Below are 18,885 nucleotides of genomic sequence, written 5' to 3'. Positions count from 1 at the left end.
ATCGTTCATCAAAACAAAAAATTCCTGAAAAAATCAGGAATTCTGTATATATTATGTTTTGTTATATCAAACATAAATCGGGGAAAATGATGATCATTTTTTATGCTAACTTCATCAAAAGAACCTCGTCAATTTTCTCCACCTTCACTAAATTATTTTTAGTCAAAGTTTTAGAGGCCTTATCCCATTTCTTACCGGAAAGCTGGCTTCTGTCTTTTACTTCTGCCAGTGTAAATGGCTCTTCCTGGGAATTAAGGATCTCAAGGATTACTTTCTCATCCTCGCCCAGCTCAATCTGAGGAACCGTTTTTTCCGGTCTCATCTGAGGGAAGAATAGTACCTCCTGGATGGATGCATTGTCTGTAAGGAACATGATCAGTCTGTCCATCCCAATTCCCATTCCTGCGGTTGGCGGCATTCCGTATTCCAATGCTCTTAAGAAATCCTGGTCGATGAACATCGCCTCATCATCCCCTCTTTCTGATAACGCCAGCTGAGATTCAAAACGCTCTCTCTGATCAATAGGATCATTAAGCTCCGAATAGGCATTAGCGATTTCTTTTCCGCAAACCATTAATTCAAAACGCTCTGTCAGACCTTCATGGCTTCTGTGTTTTTTAGTTAATGGAGACATTTCAACAGGATAATCCGTAATGAAAGTCGGCTGGATGAAGTTTCCTTCACATTTTTCACCGAAGATCTCATCAATTAATTTTCCTTTACCCATCGTTTCATTCACGTCAATTCCAATAGACTTTGCAAAATCAAATAATTCCTGCTCCGTTTTACCTGTGATATCGAAACCTGTATATTTTATAATGGCCTCTGTCATAGATACTCTTGCAAAAGGGGCTTTGAAACTGATCTGGTGTTCACCAAATTTTGCTTCCGAAGATCCATTAACCTGAGTCGCACAGAATTCCAGTAATCTTTCAGTAAAATCCATCATCCAGTTGTAGTCTTTATAGGCTACATAGATTTCCATTACGGTAAACTCAGGATTATGGGTTCTGTCCATACCTTCATTTCTGAAGTTCTTTGAGAATTCATACACTCCGTCAAAACCACCTACAATCAGTCTTTTCAGATATAATTCGTTAGCAATTCTTAAATATAAAGGAATATCTAAAGAATTATGGTGAGTAATGAACGGTCTCGCAGCTGCTCCTCCAGGAATAGATTGAAGTATGGGTGTTTCCACCTCAAAATATCCTGCCTCATTGAAGAACGTTCTCATCGCATTGTAAAGTTTGGTTCTTTTAACGAAAACCTCCTTTACATTGGGATTTACCATAAGGTCAACATAACGCTGTCTGTATCTTAATTCCGGATCATTGAATCCGTCATGCACTACTCCGTTCTCATCAGTTTTAGCCTGCGGTAATGGACGCAAAGATTTTGTAAGAAGCGTAAAGTTTTTTACTAAAATCGTCATTTCCCCTACCTGGGTGGTAAATAAAGTTCCTTCAATACCGATAATATCCCCGATATCCAAAAGGTGCTTGTATACTTCATTGTATAATTCCTTGTCTTCACCCGGGCAGATCTCATCCCTGTTAAAATACACCTGGATCTTACCTTTAGAGTCCTGCAATTCTGCAAAAGAAGCCTTCCCCTGAATTCTGCGGGACATCAATCTACCAGCGATCTTCACCTGTTTATTCTCAGAAAAATCCTGTTTTATAGATTCTGTAGTATCTGTAATGATATACTCTTCCGCCGGGAATGCATTAATTCCCATTTCAGTAAGCTTGTTCAGCTTTTCTCTTCTAATGATTTCTTGTTCTGATAATTGCATTTCTTATTTTTCTAAAAGCGTACAAATTTAGGCATTTTTGGTGAGTTGTCAATGATGATTTTTTTAATTGTGAATTGTCCATTGTGAATCTGCTTCGCAATGAATTTCTTATACGGGTTTAAATTAACCTGAATAGTGTGAATGGGCAATTGTCAATTGTCAATCTCTCTGACGGTGAATTGATACTACCATTTCCATTGACCATTGATTTGTGAAGCAAAAATTCACCATTGACCTGAATAGTGAATGGGCAATCGTCAATTGTCAATCTCTCTGACGGTTAATTGATACTACCATTCCTCATTGACCATTGACTTGCGTAGCAAAATTCACCATTGACCTGAATAGTGAATGGGCAATCGTCAATTGTCAATCTCTCTGACAATGAGTTAATGACTACCATTTCCATTGACTTGTGAAGCAAAAATTCACCATTGACCTGAATAGTGAATGGTCAATCGTCAATTGTCAATCTCTCTGACAATGAGTTAATGACTACCATTCCTCATTGACCATTGACTTGTGAAGCAAAAATTCACCATTGACCTGAATAGTGAATGGGCAATCGTCAATTGTCAATCTCTCTGACGGTGAATTGATGACTACCATTTCAATTGACCATTGACTTGTGAAGCAAAAATTCACCATTGACCTGAATAGTGAATGGGCAATCGTCAATTGTCAATCTCTCTGACGGTGAATTGATGACTACCATTTCCATTGACCATTGACTTGCGTAGCAAAATTCACCATTGACCTTTACGGTTCTTTTCAGGAATAAAAGTCCAGGCAAGTATCCTGCTGATTTTCTGTCCCTGAGCCATATCAATAGTTTTAATTTCCAAGGCTTTGACCTTTTTTAAAAGCGTCGTCAATTTATACAGATTGTCTTTTTTAGAAACCAGGCAGGTAAACCAAAGAACCTGTGAGGAATACTGAGCACTTTCCTCAATCATTTTTGAAATAAAAGCCAGTTCACCGCCCTCACACCATAATTCCGACTGCTGGCCGCCAAAATTAAGCAAAGGCTTCTTCACTTTTGATTTATTAATATTTTTTGTTTTTCTGATATTTCCTTTCATTGCAGACTCTTCTGAATCATGAAAGGGAGGATTGCACATGGAAAAACTAAACCGCTCTCCGGAACCAATTATATTTTTGAAGATATGATGAGAATCCGGTTGCTGTTTTAATTGAATTTCATGCAATAAATCCGGATTGTGATCTAAAATATGCTGTGCATTTTCCAAAGAATCACGGTTGATATCTGTTCCCAGCATTTTCCATCCGTAGGACCTGTGAGCAAGTAAAGGATAAACAAGATTGGCTCCTGTCCCGATATCCAAACCTGACACAGAATCCCCTTCAGGAATTCCCTGCATATCTTCAGCTAAAAGATCGGCAATATAATGGATGTAATCTGCCCGTCCGGGAATAGGAGGACAAAGATTTGTTTTGGGAATATCCCAGTTTTTGATATTATAAAAATGCTGCAGCAGAGCTTTATTAAGGAGCTTAACCGCTTCAGGAATACTGAAATTAATGGTTGCAGTCTGGTAAGAATTGATGAACACATAATGTTTCAGTTCCGGCACACAAGAAATCAGCTGATCAAAATTATAAGGATCACGATGCAGATTTCTTGCGTGCAGACTGGATTTTTCGGCAGACATTATTTATTTTTTCTGACTCAGAATATATTCTACCATTTTTTTGGCGTCTTCTTTAGACACCTGTGGATGGGCAGCCATCGGAACGCCTCCCCAAACTCCGCTTCCGCCTTCTATAATCTTGGAAGCCAGCAGCTCAATATCCTTTTCAGAATATTTTTCTGCGATTTCCTTATAAGAAGGTCCTATCATTCTCTCATTTACGGAATGGCAGCCTGAACAGTCTAATGTTTCGATGATCTGATCACCGGAAAGATTAGTTTTTGACGGCTCCGAAACAGCGGATGTTTCAGAAGCCACAGCAGGTACCCCCGTATTTTCTTTTTTAGAACAGGAAAGGATTAAAAATCCTATAGCTCCTGCCAAAAGGAATTTTTTCATTATTTTTTTGCTGCAGTAGAATCTGTTTTAGCAGCTTCAGGAGTAGCCGGTGCAGGAGTTGCAGCAGCCGGAGCAGCTGTCTTAGCTGTAGAGTCTACTACTGTTGGAGCATCTGGTTCCGGCAGCATTGTGTTGCTGTCCTGTAAATCATGTTCCGGTTTCTTAGAGCAGTTTACAACCAATAAACCTCCGATGAATGCAATTGCTAATACTTTTTTCATTATTTTTTCTATAAAATTTAGACAAAAATATAAAAAATAAGCTTTTAAATGAATGACATTTTCCCATTTCATACGAATTTACTGTATTAAAGCCTTCAAAAAAATTTATTTCAACCGCTAATTGAACCTTTTCGTTTTTTAGTAATTTAGCCAGGCAAACAAAACCACAAATGAATTATCACAAAGAAAAGAAATCAAACCGAAGGCTTATCTGGATCTCGTTCATTCTAAGTTTTTTTCTTTTATTTTTTGCAATTAAGATTTCTTTGTCCGAATTGCCTGACAGAAGCAGTATTATAGAAATAAAAGGTATTTTGAAAGATGTTAAAATAGAAAAAGGAAGAAGAAACAGAGCTTTAGTAATTCATTTAAATGAATATCCTGAAATAAATTTTGTAATTGGAAGTGTTGTATTGAATCAAACATCCTTTCATGATTTAATGAGCGACAACAAGCCAGGAGACTCAATCATGTTTTTTATTGAAAATCAAGAATATAACAGGAAAATATTAAAATCAGAAAAAATTCCGTTTCCGGGAAACCTCTTGTATAAAAACAATATAGATATTGTGGAAATCCATAACAGGAATACAGAATATTTATCTTTTAACGGTTATATTAAAGCAACTCGGAATAATAATTATTTGATAATTGCATTCCTTGGATTTTTTGGACTATTGATGCTGCTAGTTGGTATTAAAGGTGTTAAATATTATAAAGCAAATTTCAGTAAATAGTAATATTTTCTTAATTTGTTTTTATCGTTTGAATTTCTTTAACTTAGTGAAAAATAATTCAGGCTCTCAAATGATCTTTATATCTAAAATCCTGTTTTTCACCAGTCATCATGGTTTTTATACGGTGATGATCCTTCTTGTATTTTTCGGACTGCTCTCATGGGTGACCAAAAAAGCTTGGTTTCTGGCTCCTATTCTTCCTCTGGCTATTCTGAACGGTTTTGCAGGACAGTATCTGAATGCCTGGTTTTTAAACCAGTACGGTTTGGAAAGTACCGCGATAATTACCTCTGACGTACAAACAAATTCCACGCTAAATGACATGTATATCCATGATTATGAAGCCATTGTAAAGAAACAGGACGGAAAATATGTTTCTACCTATTTCTCAACAACAAGTGCTGCCATTTATCCGATTGAAAATGCCATCCGAATTCCAGGAATGGAACAGCATTTCCCGGTTAAATACATTCCGGGATACGAGAAAAACATAGTGATCCTTTACTATCAGTCTGAAGAAGGAAACGCCCTGCTGAAATATGAAAAAATGGCTCCGGTGAACTCTGCAAGGATTAAATACGAAGCGGACAAAACGAATAAAGAATTCATTAAAGAATATATTTCCGCTTTGGAGGAGTACGTAAAATCTTATGATAATGAGGAGTATAAAATTAAAATTGAAGAATTAAAAAAGGAGCTGAAGCAGCATCAATAAAGGATTCCCATATTAAGTTTATTTATTTTCCGTCTTTTTTTGTTTCCGTATTAAAAAAAATTTCTACATTTGTCCCATGTTAAATATAAGCAACAATATTTGGTGGTGGCTTTCAAACTCTTCGTCGGGTCTGGAGGTATTGTCATGTTGCTAAAAGTATAGCAAAAATAAATTAAGATACACAATATATAGGCTTTGACGGATTCCGTTGAAGCCTTTTTTATTTAATCCAAAACAAAAATACAAGCAAGATGTCCATTCAAAAAATAAAAATTAAAACCGGTTCTAAGAAAACACTGGGAGATCTCTACACTCCTATGAATATTTATCTTCAAATCAGGGACCGTTTCAGAGATACAATCCTTCTGGAAAGCTCGGATTCCAAGAATATTGATAATAATTTTTCATTTATAGCGGTGAATGCTGTGGCGGGAATAGAGGTGAAAAACCTTCATGAATTTGAGATCAAGCTTCCGGGTTCAGATCCTGTGAAGCAAGTGATCGGCAGCCGTAATATCACCGATATTTTCGATGAATTTCAAAGTGCTTTTGAATGTGAAGTTACTCACGATGCTATTGAACAGACGGCTCAGAGTCTTTTTGGGTATACAAGTTTTGAGGCCGTGCAGTTTTTTGAAGACATCAGTCTGAAACCGCAAAGTCCGGAAGTAGAAATCCCCATCCTGCGCTATAGATTATATCAGTACGTGATTGCCATTAATCATTATAATGACGAAATGCACATTATTGAAAACCAGATTCCCGGTTTAAAATCTGAACTGTATTTACTGGAAAATCTGATTAAAAACCAGAATACGCCGGTCTACCCTTTCGAAAAAACAGGCAGTGAAACCTCCAATCTTACCGACGAGGAATATATAGAGCTGGTGAAAACAGCCCAGAAACACTGTATGAGAGGTGATGTTTTCCAATTGGTTCTGAGCAGAAGATTTGAGCAGAAATTTAAAGGTGACGAATTCAATGTGTACCGCGCGCTCAGAAACATCAATCCTTCTCCTTACCTTTTCTTTTTCGACTACGGAAATTATAAATTATTCGGTTCCAGCCCTGAAAGCCAGCTGATTATTAAAGATCATAAAGCTATCATTCATCCTATTGCCGGGACTTTCAAAAGAACCGGGCATCTGGAAACCGACCTTCAGTCTATTGAAGAATTAAAAAATGATCCTAAAGAAAATGCAGAACATACCATGCTGGTAGATCTGGCCAGAAATGATCTTGGGAAACTCGGAAAAAATGTCACTGTTACCAAACTGAAGGAGATTCAGCTATTCTCCCACGTTATTCATATGGTAAGTGAAGTAACCGCTGATCTTCCTGAAAACCTCAATCCTCTGGATATGGTTTCTGCAACATTTCCTCAGGGTACTTTAAGCGGAGCTCCGAAACACAAAGCCCTTCAGCTCATTGATCAGTATGAAAAAGATTCCCGTGGCTATTACGGAGGCTGTATCGGTATGATCGGTTTAAACGGGACCTGTAATCAGGCCATTATGATCCGTACGTTCTTAAGCAGAAACAATACCCTTTATTATCAGGCAGGTGCAGGATTGGTTGCAAAATCAGTCCCTGAAAATGAGCTGCAGGAAGTGAATAATAAACTGAATGCTTTGAAAAAGGCGGTGGATAAGGCGGGGAAAATAGTGATGAGTTAAGAGTTCTGAGTTTAAAGTTTAAAAATAACCGATAATCGGGCAACTAGTAACCAGCAAAACAATTAAAAAAACAAAAAATGAATAACAATATCAACCAACCGGCAACTCAGGAACAGCTTAAGGTTCTGGTTTTTGACAACTACGACAGCTTTACATATAACCTGGTTCAGATCATTGAAAGAATTCTGGAACAAAAAGTAGATGTAATTAGAAATGATCAGATCACTTTGGAGGAAATCGGAAAATATGATAAAATTATCCTTTCTCCCGGTCCGGGAATTCCGGAAGAAGCAGGAATTTTATTAGACCTGATCAAAGAATATGCTCCTACAAAAAGTATTCTGGGCGTTTGTCTGGGACAGCAGGCCATTGCGGAAGCTTTTGGCGGAAACCTGATCAATCTGTCTGAAATTTTCCATGGCGTGGCTACTACCGCAGAGCTGGTAAAAGAAGATACCAAAATTTTCAAAAATCTGGCTTCAGGAATGGAAGTCGGGAGATACCACAGCTGGGCAGTTAACCCGGAAGGTTTTCCTGAAGAACTTGAAATCACAGCAGTAGATAAAGACGGAATGATCATGGCCCTGCAGCATAAAACATATGATGTTCATGGTGTACAGTTCCACCCTGAGAGCATTTTAACGCCTGACGGGGAGGTTATCATCAGAAATTTCCTTTTGTCTTGAAAACTGCAGAACTACCCAACGCTATAAAAACACCTCAAATGAAAGAGATCTTACAATACCTGTTCAATCACCAAACTTTATCGAAATCTGAAGCCAAAGCTACGATGATTGAGATTGCCCAGAATAAATTTAATTCTGCAGAAGTTACTGCTTTTATCAGCGTATTTCTGATGCGGAATATTACCCTACAGGAACTGGAAGGCTTTAGAGAAGCTTTGCTTCAGATGGCAGTTCCGGTGCAGCTTGACACGACAGATACTATAGATATCGTAGGAACCGGCGGCGATGGAAAAAACACGATCAACATCTCCACATTAGCCAGTTTTGTGGTTGCCGGAACAGGACAGAAAGTGGCTAAACACGGAAATTATGGTGCATCCGCCACTACAGGATCTTCCAATGTGATGGAGCAGCTGGGTTATAAGTTTAAAAACAGTTCAGACCAACTGAATAAAGAGCTCGAAAGGGCCAATATCTGCTTCCTGCATGCTCCCTATTTTCATCCGGCACTTCAATCTGTAGGTGCTTTGAGAAAATCGTTGGGGTTGAGAACATTCTTTAATCTTTTGGGGCCACTCGTTAATCCTGCCAAAGCAAAATATTCTGTGATCGGGGTGTATAACCTTGAAATTGCCCGGATCTATCAATATCTTCTGCAAAAGGAAGAGCGTGAGTTTATCCTGGTCCACGGACTGGACGGTTATGATGAAATAAGCCTTACCCAGGACACCAAAATCATTACAAAAAGTGGTGAAGAAATATATTCTGCAGAAGACCTTGGGTTTGACTCTGTGCGTCCTGAAGATATCAGAGGCGGAGAAACTCCTGAAGAATCGGCAAAAATTTTCAGAAATATTCTGGAAGGAAAAGGAAGTGTACAGCAAAATTCCGTGATCCTGGCCAATGCAGCCACCGCTCTTTTTCATACTCAGAAATTCGGAACATATGAAGACTGTGTCTTAATGGTTAGAGAAAGTCTGGAAAGCGGAAAAGCGTTGAGAAGCCTGGAATTATTGATTAATGATTAGTAAGTTACTGGTTGCTGGTTGGCAGTTGACAGCTAATAATTCAACTGAAAACAAGCAACAAGCAACAAACAACAAGCAACTGACAACTAGAAAAAAGAACATGACCATACTGGATAAAATTATTGAACGAAAAAAGGAAGAAATTGCCATATCAAAGGCAAAAACTTCAATTGATCACCTGAAGAATTCTGAATTTTTTGGAAGACAAAGCTTTTCACTGAAAGAATCCGTTAAAAATAAAAGCGGAATTATCGCTGAATTTAAAAGAAAATCTCCATCCAAAGGAATTATCAATGATCATGTTCAGCCTTTGGAAGTAGCTGCTGCTTATGAGCATTTCGGAGCGTCAGGAATTTCCATTCTTACGGATCATGATTTTTTCGGAGGCAGCTTTGATGATGTTTTAAAGGTAAGAAACCATATCGGGATTCCTATTCTCCGAAAAGATTTTATGGTGGATGAATATCAGTTTTATGAAGCCAAAAGTATCGGAGCCGATGCTGTTTTGCTGATTGCAGCATGTTTGTCGCCCAATCAGGTTTTGGAATTTACAGAACTGGCGCATGAACTGGATCTTGAAGTTTTGCTGGAAATCCATACGGAAGAAGAACTGGAACATTGTAATCCTGAAATAGATCTTGTGGGCATCAACAACAGGAATTTAAAAGATTTCAAAGTTGATCTTCAGCATTCCGTTCTTTTAAAAGACCAGCTGCCAAAAGGAGTTTTATCTGTTGCAGAAAGCGGAATTTATGCAATTGAAGATTTTAAATATTTAAAGGAAAAAGGATTTGACGGGTTCCTAATGGGAGAGTATTTTATGAAAAATGAAGATCCTGCGAACAAGTTCGGTGAATTTATTTCTAATATAGCAATACAATAATTTATCATTGATATGAAATTCAGATACGCAAGACATACTACAGATTTAGAAAGAATCAAAGCATTTTATACCTCCGTTCTAAATTTTGAGGTTTTGGGAACTTTTGAAAACCATGCCGGATATGATGGTATTTTTCTTGGGAAAAAAAATGAAAACTGGCATCTGGAATTTACCGTTTCAGATACAATCCCAACGCAGGTTTTTGATGAGGATGACTTATTGGTGTTTTATCCTGAATTAGAAACTGACATTCAAAATCTCGTAGAAAATCTTAAAAAGCATGCAATCCCCTTGCTGCAACCTGAAAATCCTTATTGGAGGGAGAATGGAATTTACTTTCTTGACCCGGACGGTTTTGGAATTATCATTTCTAAACAATTTGCAAAATGAAGACCAAGGTTTGCGGTTTACTAAAACCAGATCAAATTCATGAATTGATTTCCCTGAAAACAGATTTTCTTGGATTTATTTTCTATGAACCATCACCGAGATATGTCCTGAATCATTTGAGCCTGGAGGATATTGCAAAAATTAATCATCCCGGAAAAACCGGAGTTTTTGTCAATGAAACAATCGATAAAATAGTGTTGATTGCAGAAAAAGCAGGATTGAATCTGATCCAGCTTCACGGCGATGAGAATGAAAATTTTATCATGGAGCTAAAACAAAAGCTGCAGCCGGATGTTCAGATCATTAAAGTCATAAGAATCGGAAGCAACAATGAGGAAACAAGAAAAAAAACAGAAGAAATAATGAATCCGGCCCATGTAATGGTTGATTATTTCCTTTTTGACACCGACAGCAAGGCATTTGGAGGAACAGGAACCTCATTTGACTGGGCTATATTGAACGAAATAGAGATCCCGCTTCCCTATTTTCTAAGTGGCGGCATTTCAGAAGATAATATTGAAAATGTGAAACTCTTAAAACAAAAACCATTTGCCATTGATATCAATTCAAAATTTGAAATAGAACCTGGAAATAAAGACCTGGAAAAGATAAAAAAATTCCTTCGGGAGAGTCCCAAAGGGACGATTTAACAAAGGGTCGGATACAATCCGATTTAAATAATCATAAAACACAATCAAAAAACACAAAGTAAAAATGCCCCAGTCCCTAGTAAAAAATTATATTCATATTGTTTTCAGCACAAAACACCGGGAGAGTTTCATTGATGAGCATATTGAAAAAGAATTATTTTCGTATATCGCAACTCTGTGTAAAGATTTTGAAAGCACAGCACTGCAGATCGGCGGAACAAATGATCATATTCATATTTTATGCCTTCTTTCAAGGAAAATAGCATTAATGAAACTGATACAGGAAATTAAAGCCCATTCTTCAAAATGGATTAAGACAAAGGGATCTGAATATGAAAATTTCTTTTGGCAGAATGGATACGGAGCATTTTCAGTAAGTAAAAAAGAAATTAGCCAGGTGATTCATTATATCAGGAATCAGAGATTCCATCATCAAAAGCAAAATTTCAAAGATGAATTGATTGAAATGCTTACAAAACAGGATATGGAATATGATGAAAAGTATATTTGGGACTGAAATTTGTTTGAATGGACCAAAAGAAGTAAAGGACTTTATCCTTTACTATAAAATAAATCGTCCCTTCGGGACTCTTTAAAAAAATACACACAATCATTGATGAACATACAATTATTAAGAAAAACGTTCTATAAAACTTTATTTCCGCCCAATTTCGGGAATAAAAAGATCCAGTCCCTGTATAATTTTGTTTCGCAGAATGATAATGATACGGAATATTGGACTATAGAAGGACAGTTGAACGAATTTATAGGAATTATTAAAAGTTTTGAAGAAAGTGACATCCAGTATTTCTTTGAAAGAATCGGTTTATGGAACAGCTATTATCTGGTCATTATTTCCGATAAATTTCTGGACAGCCATGTGAAAGCGAGTGTGAATTATGACCTCGGGAAGATTTATGCTAAAATTTTTCTGTTGTATGAAGATGCTGATCCTTATTTTCTAATTGATAATCTGGAAATTGCGGTCAGAATGTATGACTCGAAAATCGATATTGCCACGTTAATTGATCTGGCCAGTAAAATTGAAATGTTACAGCATAAAAAACTTATTACAAGACAGCAAAGAAATTATAACATCCAATTTATCAATAGTTTGAATGATGAATTATCAGATTGAACAACCGGAGGTAATTAGAGATTATAAGACAAAAATTAATGCTAAAATGCATATTTAACAGATTAAAGAATACTACTATGAATTATAAAAACCCTGATGAACACGGATATTATGGTGAATTCGGAGGCGCTTTCATCCCTGAGATGCTGTTTCCGAATGTAGAAGAACTGCAGAACAGTTATCTTGACATTATAGAATCTGAAGACTTTCAGAATGAATACCAGGACCTTCTTAAAAACTATGTAGGGCGTGCGACACCGCTTTATTTTGCAAAAAATTTAAGCCAGAAATATAATACCCGGATTTATTTAAAAAGAGAAGACCTCAACCATACCGGGGCTCATAAAATCAATAATGCCCTGGGGCAGGTCCTTCTTGCAAAACGTCTTGGAAAAACAAGAATTATTGCTGAAACTGGTGCCGGACAACATGGTGTGGCAACCGCTACAGCCTGTGCTCTCCTTGGACTGGAATGTATTGTGTATATGGGCGAAATTGATATTCAGCGCCAGGCTCCCAATGTAGCCAGAATGAAAATGCTGGGTGCGGAAGTGATTCCCGCCACTTCAGGTTCCAAAACCCTGAAAGATGCTGTGAACGAAGCTCTGAGAGACTGGATCAACAATCCTGTAACCACTCATTATGTAATCGGAAGTGTAGTAGGTCCCCACCCTTTTCCGGATCTTGTGGCCAGGTTTCAAAGCATTATTTCAAAAGAAATTAAAGAGCAGCTGCATGAAAAGATGGGAAGAGAAAACCCGGATTATGTCATCGCCTGTGTGGGTGGGGGAAGTAACGCAGCCGGAACTTTCTATCATTTTGTAGAAGAAAAAGACGTTAAAATTATTGCTGCGGAAGCCGGCGGTTTTGGTGTAGATTCCGGGAAATCTGCGGCCACTACCTTCCTAGGGACATTAGGAGTTTTGCATGGAAGCAAAAGCCTGGTGATGCAGACGGATGACGGACAAGTGATTGAACCCCATTCTATTTCCGCAGGACTGGATTATCCTGGAATCGGGCCGTTCCATGCTCATTTATTCAAAGAAAAAAGAGCGGAGTTTTTCAGCATTAATGATGATGAAGCTTTAAAATCTGCTTTTGAGCTCACAAAACTGGAAGGAATTATTCCTGCACTGGAAAGCTCCCATGCCCTGGCAGTCTTAAATAAAAAGAAATTCAATGAAAATGATGTCATCGTCATCTGCCTGAGCGGACGGGGGGATAAGGATATGGAAACGTATTTAAGAGAAATTAGAAGTTAGAGATTAGAAACTAGTCTTTAACAACTCAGATTAATATTCTCCGTCTCTAACTTCTAATGTCTAACTTCTAACATCTATATTAAAAATGAAAAAACTAAACATATATTTCACAGCAGGAATTCCGCAACTGGAAGATACCGCTGATATTATAAGACTGATCCAGGATTCCGGGGCAGATATGATGGAAATCGGGATGCCCTATTCAGATCCGGTAGCAGACGGTCCGGTGATTCAGCAGGCGCATGAACTGGCCTTAAAGAATGGAATGACCATTGAAAAACTATTTTCCCAGTTGAAAACAGTAAAAAATGAAATTAAAATTCCTGTTATCCTGATGGGGTATATCAACCCTGTTTTGAGTTTCGGTTTTGAAAATTTCTGCCGTGAATGTTCGGAAAGCGGGGTTTCAGGGCTCATCATTCCTGACCTCCCTCCTATTGAATTTGAAAATAATTATCAGCAGATCTTAAAAAAATACAACCTTAATTTTACGTTTCTGGTAACTCCCGAAACTTCAGACGAAAGAATCCTGTATTTAGATGCATTGAGTTCCGGTTTTCTGTATGCGGTAAGTTCTTCATCTACCACCGGAAACGACAATGCCGTCCTGAAAAATGAAACCTATTTATCAAGGCTGGCTTCCCTTCCCATTAAGAATCCTGTGATGATTGGTTTTGGAATTAAATCAAAAAGTGATTTTGAAAATATCACAGAAAAAGCAGACGGTGGAATCATAGGAACCGCTTTTGTCAATATTCTTTTAAATCATAAAGACTGGAAGAATGCGGCCATAGATTTTATCCATGCTGTAAAAGGTTAAAATTCACTAAATTTGTATGTCTAAAAATGGTATGAAATAACAATTCAATAGCCATGAGAAGAAAACAGACATCAACGTATGAATACAATTCAAAATAAATCAGTAGCATTTGAAGATCTGGGGATAAAAGAATATCAGCCTGCCTGGGATTATCAGGAAAGCCTGATGAAAAATATCATTGATACAAAGATCAAAAACCGTGATTTACCGGCGGAAGAGCATATTACTACGCCCAACCACTTTTTACTGGTAGAGCACCCGCATGTTTACACTTTGGGAAAAAGCGGACATGAAGAAAATATGCTGGCGGGCATTGATAAACTGAAAGAAATTGATGCTACTTTCGTCAAAGTAAACCGTGGTGGAGATATTACCTATCACGGATTTGGCCAGGTTGTAGGCTATCCGGTACTGGATCTGGAAAATTTCTTTACGGATATCCATTTATATATGAGAAATCTGGAAGAGGTGATCATCAGAACGATTGGCGAGTATGGCCTTAAAGGAGAACGCTCCCAAGGGGAAACCGGTGTATGGCTGGATGTAGGAAAACCTTATGCCAGAAAAATCTGTGCTATGGGCGTAAAAGCTTCAAGATGGGTTACCCTTCATGGTTTTGCCCTGAATGTGAATACGGATATGCGTTATTTCGAATACATTATTCCCTGCGGGATCAAAGATAAACAGGTGACTTCCTTAAAAAGAGAGCTTGAAAGAGAGCTGACTCCTGAAGAAATGGAAGATCTGAAAGCAAAGATCAGAAAACATTTCGCAGATGTTTTTGGAGCTGAGCTTACTTATAAATAATTTGTTTACCTATTATATAAACCGGCAGTAGATTTACCGCCGGTTTTTTTGTGTCCGGAATTCTTTAAAATTCTCTGATCACCGTATTATTTTAAAACTTATTTTTGAAGGTCTTATTATTTTCACCTTTAATCAAAATTTTAATTTAAGTTCAATGAAATCCGTAATCTCTATCTTATGCACAGCCGCATTAGTTCTATCTGCCTGCCCATCCTTTGCTCAGAAAAATAATACAGGCTACTCAAAACGTATTGACAGCCTGATACAAGCGTCTTCTCCAAGGCCTTTCAACGGAGTGGTTCTGATTACTAAAAACGGGAAAACCCAATACTCCAAAGCTTATGGCTTTAAAGACAGCAGGACAAAAGCTCCTTTGAAAATGAATGACCAGTTTGAAATCATGTCCAACAGTAAACAAGTGACCGCTGTTTTGATTTTAAAACAATTTGAAAAAGGAAAACTGGACCTTCAGGCTCCTGTAAAAAAATATATCCCCACCCTGACCCAGCCTTGGGCAGATTCTGTTACAGTGCATCAGCTTTTAAACCATACCCACGGAATTCTTGATACAGAAAAACCTCTGGCCTTTAAACCGGGTACAGAATTTAAATACGGTAACCTTTCCAATATCCTGTTAGGACAAATCATTGAAAATACTTCCGGATCTTCATACACGAAGCTGGCTAATAAACTCTTCAAAGAGCTTCATATGAACAACACCTTCTGCTATTCAAAAGGCAATAACCAAAATCTTGTTTCCGGGCATATGAATAAAAATAATGTATTATCTCCCGTTGAAAATTCATTCATTACTGAGAAAAACATGCCTGCTGACGGGATTATCAGTACAGCGCGAGATATGGCCCTATGGAACACCCTGCTTCATAAAGGAAAAATCCTGAACCCAAAAAGTTATACCCTCATGACGACTTCATCCGTGCTCTCTGAGCATAATGTTTTCGGAAAAGATAAAATAGGCTATGGGTATGCCATCAGGATTGCGAAATATAACGGGATTCCTTATTTCGGGCATACGGGCCTGGGTGACGGCTTTGCTTCTTTAAACGTGTACATTCCCGGGGCCGATGTCAGCATTGTAGTGATGGAAAACCAGATGAGTGAGGACAGTATACTTTATTATTATCATGAGGCCCTGATCAGGGATATGGTTTTAGAAAGCAGCCTGATTAAACAGGTAAGAAAACCTTAAGAAAAAATTTGTTGAATCATCTTGACTTAGTGCTGGGGCTAAACTATTTTGTTATCCTTGTCAAGGTTTAAAACCTTGACAAGGATAACGTCCATCCCCTTTCTTCAAGCTTTTATATGGTATATTTCGCTTTTACAAGGTAGTTTTATTTTTCAGGGTTATAGTCCTGATTAATAAAATTAATTGCGGAAATCAAAAAAAAGCTTTGAAATAAAGGTTTTATTTAGTTCTATCTTAAAATAATCTGTTTTTTTGTTGAAAATAATTTGTTGGTATTTTATTTTTGTCTAATTTTAAAATCACATTAAAGTGAACTATTTTTTTTTTAATAATTGATTTTATAAAAACATACACACCAAAAACTTAGATCAATACATTTATTACTAACCACCAAATTATGAGAATTATGAGAAAATTTTTGTTATCAATGATGGTATTTGTGGCAGCATTGTCATTTAATGCCTGTACGGAATCAGCTGCAGAGCAGAAGATGATTCAGGAAGAAACAAACAACAAAACCTTTACCGATCTGGGAAAAACCGTCCCGGTAGGGATAGAAAATGAAAACGGTAAACTGAAAATATCTTTCATTGTTACCGCACAGTTTTATACCATTACTCCTACGAAAGAAAATGAAAAGTATGTCAGCCTGATCAGGGAAGCACTACAGAATGAAACTCCGATACAGGTTTTCGTTAAGCCAGGTACGCATGAGATTGCTAAAGTGGAAAAAGGAAGCGAAGAAGACATTCGCTATTTCAAATCTGTTTATACTAAAGAAGCTAAATCTGAAGCCAACAAATTAACAAGCGTTCTTCCGAATGTAGCAACTCTGAACAGCATGTTTAACCTGATTAAAAACCAGGCGTGTGGAACTTCTACAGCATCTTCACCGTGCATCACCTTCAGATATCCCGTAGACGGATGCTACGCAAGGGCCCACAAAATGAGACAAATCCTGATTAACAACGGCTACGACTGCGAGAAACAGTTTGTATACGGAAACTTAAAAGCATCTACCGGAACCTGCTGTGTAGCATGGAGCTATCACGTGGCTATTCTGGTAAGTTATAAAAACGCTTCAGGAGTTACTGAAAAAAGAATCATAGATCCTTCCCTGTTCTCAAGCGGACCTGTTACGGATACCGCATGGAGAAATGCCTGCATCAATACCAGCTGCGGATCCGCTTCTGTATCTTCTTATGCCAATACAGCCGGGAACGTATATTACAGAAGCCCAAGCGCATCTTATCTGTATGATAATAATTTAGTGAACACCAACTGTGTCCTGAATATATTCTCATCCCTTTCAGGATGTTCACCATCACCAGCTCCAAGTGTGGCCAGCTGCGGATTCTAATTAACTCATAAAGCTCCTGCTAAAAGACAGGAGCTTTACAAAATATTTTTTTATGAACATCAGGACTTATATACTATTAATACTCTTTATGATTACATCCTGTTCCGGAAGTTCAGGCTCGCAAAACCTGACCTGGTATAACAACTCAGTCATTACCAATGTAGAAGAAGATCCGGAAAAGCCGGAAGAATTCAAGCGCGTATCCATTGGAATAAGTCCGCAGATCTTTTACCTGTCTAAAAAAGGAGCAGATTATAAAGCGCTCCTCGAAAAAGCAACCCAGAGCCACAAAAAAGGAAAAGCATATAATATCGTGATTGAAAATAAGACCAATATTATCAAACAGGTTAATGAAATTCCCTGATATGACTCCTTTTTACACATATACTGCCTATTTAAGCAGGCCGATGAGAGAAAACACACCACTTACCCTCAAAAAAAATCCCCTGTGATAGGGGATTTTAATTTTATCTGATGACAGAAATACCCGCATCTACCTTAATTTCAGTTCCATGAATATAGGAAGCCTTTTCTGATGCCAGGAATAATACCGCATGGGCAATTTCTTCAGGTTCTCCCTGCCTTTTAAACGGAATGGTCGGAATAATATGCTGGACTGCGTCTTCGATCTGTTCTGCATTCAAACCTGTATTATTGAATATATTGGTTTTAATATGTCCGGGACTGACTCCATTCACCCTGATTCCACGATCGGTAAGTTCTAACGCAAATGTTTTCACGAAGGATTGTACCGCCGATTTAGCCGCAGAATAAACAGAAAAAGCCGGCATGGTAATATCAGTGGCAACAGAAGTATTGAAAATAACTGAACTCCCCTTTCCCATTAAAGGAATCATCTGCTGCACCGTAAAGAAAGGCCCTTTGACCAGCATATTGAAAAGTTCATTAAAATGATCTTCATCAACATGTTCAATCGGGAAAAACTTTCCATAGCCTGCATTGGCAAAGACTAGGTCGACTGTATCCGTGTATTTTTTCACTTGCTCCTGCAGTTTCAGCAGATCATTCATATTTCCAGCATCCGAAACGATGCCGGACGCTTTTTCACCAAGCACATCCAAAGCTTTATTGACTGTTTCTTCACTTCGGCCCGTGATGATTACCTTTCCACCTTCTTTGATGAACTGCTGTGCTGTTGCAAACCCCATTCCGTTGGTTCCGCCTGTAATTAATGCGGTTTTGTGATTAAATCTATCCATTGTTTTGATCGTTTAAATTCTACTACAAAATTTCAAATAATAGAGTTCTTAAAAAATCCGTTTCTTGTGGAATAGTTTTTTAAGGTGAAAAGGCAAAAGGGCAAATTTGCTAATGGGCTAAGGAGGCTGAGAAAGCAAAGAAAGTGAAGGAATCTTATACTTAAGTTTAAAATAATAAAGAACAACAGAATAGCTCTACACCGTCCAAAAGTGCGATTTTGCAAATTTGCCCT

The 18,885-nt window shown here is 37.7% G+C and carries 21 protein-coding genes; 16 read left to right on the top strand and 5 right to left on the bottom strand.

Annotated elements, in window-relative coordinates:
• Positions 1-100 precede the first annotated feature (100 nt).
• The 4 genes from lysS to B7E04_RS10855 all read right to left on the bottom strand — a co-directional run bounded on the left by lysS (position 101) and on the right by B7E04_RS10855 (position 4,070).
• Complete coding sequence (gene lysS, locus B7E04_RS10870; RefSeq protein WP_080778675.1) at positions 101-1,798, bottom strand: lysine--tRNA ligase; 1,698 nt, start codon at positions 1,796-1,798, stop codon at positions 101-103.
• Between the two features lie 746 nt (positions 1,799-2,544).
• Positions 2,545-3,471 (bottom strand): 23S rRNA (adenine(1618)-N(6))-methyltransferase RlmF, encoded by a 927-nt coding sequence (gene rlmF / locus B7E04_RS10865; protein WP_080778674.1) that lies wholly within the window; start codon positions 3,469-3,471, stop codon positions 2,545-2,547.
• A gap of 3 nt (positions 3,472-3,474) precedes the next feature.
• Positions 3,475-3,849, bottom strand: coding sequence for a c-type cytochrome (locus tag B7E04_RS10860; RefSeq protein ID WP_080778673.1), 375 nt, complete (start codon positions 3,847-3,849; stop codon positions 3,475-3,477).
• Positions 3,849-4,070, bottom strand: coding sequence for a hypothetical protein (locus B7E04_RS10855; protein ID WP_080780652.1), 222 nt, complete (start codon positions 4,068-4,070; stop codon positions 3,849-3,851). Before B7E04_RS10855 ends, B7E04_RS10860 begins: the two co-directional genes overlap by 1 nt.
• A 170-nt stretch (positions 4,071-4,240) precedes the next feature.
• Here B7E04_RS10855 and B7E04_RS10850 point away from each other — a divergent pair, with 170 nt between their 5' ends.
• The 16 genes from B7E04_RS10850 to B7E04_RS10775 all read left to right on the top strand — a co-directional run bounded on the left by B7E04_RS10850 (position 4,241) and on the right by B7E04_RS10775 (position 17,796).
• A complete protein-coding gene (locus B7E04_RS10850; protein WP_080778672.1) occupies positions 4,241-4,807 on the top strand; it encodes a hypothetical protein in 567 nt (188 codons plus the stop codon).
• Between the two features lie 70 nt (positions 4,808-4,877).
• Positions 4,878-5,522, top strand: coding sequence for a hypothetical protein (locus B7E04_RS10845; protein ID WP_080778671.1), 645 nt, complete (start codon positions 4,878-4,880; stop codon positions 5,520-5,522).
• 251 nt (positions 5,523-5,773) lie between these two features.
• Entirely contained in the window at positions 5,774-7,198 is a 1,425-nt protein-coding gene (locus B7E04_RS10840; RefSeq protein ID WP_080778670.1) for an anthranilate synthase component I family protein, read from the top strand.
• A gap of 77 nt (positions 7,199-7,275) precedes the next feature.
• The gene (locus tag B7E04_RS10835; RefSeq protein ID WP_080778669.1) at positions 7,276-7,884 is read left to right on the top strand and encodes an anthranilate synthase component II; all 609 of its coding nucleotides are present in this window, start codon (positions 7,276-7,278) and stop codon (positions 7,882-7,884) included.
• A 38-nt stretch (positions 7,885-7,922) separates the two neighbouring features.
• Positions 7,923-8,912, top strand: a complete 990-nt coding sequence (gene trpD, locus B7E04_RS10830) for an anthranilate phosphoribosyltransferase (RefSeq protein ID WP_080780651.1) — start codon at positions 7,923-7,925, stop codon at positions 8,910-8,912.
• Between the two features lie 100 nt (positions 8,913-9,012).
• Positions 9,013-9,795, top strand: coding sequence for an indole-3-glycerol phosphate synthase TrpC (gene trpC / locus B7E04_RS10825; protein ID WP_080780650.1), 783 nt, complete (start codon positions 9,013-9,015; stop codon positions 9,793-9,795).
• A 12-nt stretch (positions 9,796-9,807) separates the two neighbouring features.
• On the top strand, positions 9,808-10,185 hold the full coding sequence (locus tag B7E04_RS10820) for a VOC family protein (protein ID WP_080778668.1): 378 nt from the start codon (positions 9,808-9,810) through the stop codon (positions 10,183-10,185).
• Complete coding sequence (locus B7E04_RS10815; protein ID WP_080778667.1) at positions 10,182-10,835, top strand: phosphoribosylanthranilate isomerase; 654 nt, start codon at positions 10,182-10,184, stop codon at positions 10,833-10,835. The genes B7E04_RS10820 and B7E04_RS10815 overlap by 4 nt, the downstream gene beginning before the upstream one ends.
• A 64-nt stretch (positions 10,836-10,899) precedes the next feature.
• Entirely contained in the window at positions 10,900-11,352 is a 453-nt protein-coding gene (tnpA, locus tag B7E04_RS10810; RefSeq protein ID WP_080778666.1) for an IS200/IS605 family transposase, read from the top strand.
• 99 nt (positions 11,353-11,451) lie between these two features.
• Positions 11,452-11,973 (top strand): hypothetical protein, encoded by a 522-nt coding sequence (locus tag B7E04_RS10805; RefSeq protein WP_080778665.1) that lies wholly within the window; start codon positions 11,452-11,454, stop codon positions 11,971-11,973.
• A gap of 77 nt (positions 11,974-12,050) precedes the next feature.
• The gene (gene trpB / locus B7E04_RS10800; protein WP_080778664.1) at positions 12,051-13,235 is read left to right on the top strand and encodes a tryptophan synthase subunit beta; all 1,185 of its coding nucleotides are present in this window, start codon (positions 12,051-12,053) and stop codon (positions 13,233-13,235) included.
• 85 nt (positions 13,236-13,320) lie between these two features.
• Positions 13,321-14,055 carry a tryptophan synthase subunit alpha gene (trpA, locus tag B7E04_RS10795; protein WP_080778663.1) on the top strand — a complete coding sequence of 245 codons (735 nt, stop codon included), beginning with the start codon at positions 13,321-13,323 and terminating at the stop codon, positions 14,053-14,055.
• 78 nt (positions 14,056-14,133) lie between these two features.
• Entirely contained in the window at positions 14,134-14,862 is a 729-nt protein-coding gene (gene lipB / locus B7E04_RS10790; RefSeq protein ID WP_080778662.1) for a lipoyl(octanoyl) transferase LipB, read from the top strand.
• A 154-nt stretch (positions 14,863-15,016) separates the two neighbouring features.
• On the top strand, positions 15,017-16,072 hold the full coding sequence (locus B7E04_RS10785; RefSeq protein WP_080778661.1) for a serine hydrolase domain-containing protein: 1,056 nt from the start codon (positions 15,017-15,019) through the stop codon (positions 16,070-16,072).
• Positions 16,073-16,478: 406 nt separating this feature from the next.
• Entirely contained in the window at positions 16,479-17,432 is a 954-nt protein-coding gene (locus B7E04_RS10780; RefSeq protein WP_139785385.1) for a protein-glutamine glutaminase, read from the top strand.
• Between the two features lie 52 nt (positions 17,433-17,484).
• A complete protein-coding gene (locus tag B7E04_RS10775) occupies positions 17,485-17,796 on the top strand; it encodes a hypothetical protein (RefSeq protein ID WP_165439434.1) in 312 nt (103 codons plus the stop codon).
• Positions 17,797-17,899: 103 nt separating this feature from the next.
• On the opposite strand, the gene B7E04_RS10770 is transcribed toward B7E04_RS10775, so the two are convergent.
• Positions 17,900-18,652 (bottom strand): SDR family oxidoreductase, encoded by a 753-nt coding sequence (locus B7E04_RS10770; protein ID WP_080778658.1) that lies wholly within the window; start codon positions 18,650-18,652, stop codon positions 17,900-17,902.
• Positions 18,653-18,885: the final 233 nt, after the last annotated feature.

Source organism: Chryseobacterium phocaeense, from assembly GCF_900169075.1.
GTDB lineage: Bacteria > Bacteroidota > Bacteroidia > Flavobacteriales > Weeksellaceae > Chryseobacterium > Chryseobacterium phocaeense.
The sequence above is the reverse complement of the archived record's forward strand: the minus strand, read 5'-3'. Positions and strand labels throughout refer to the sequence as shown.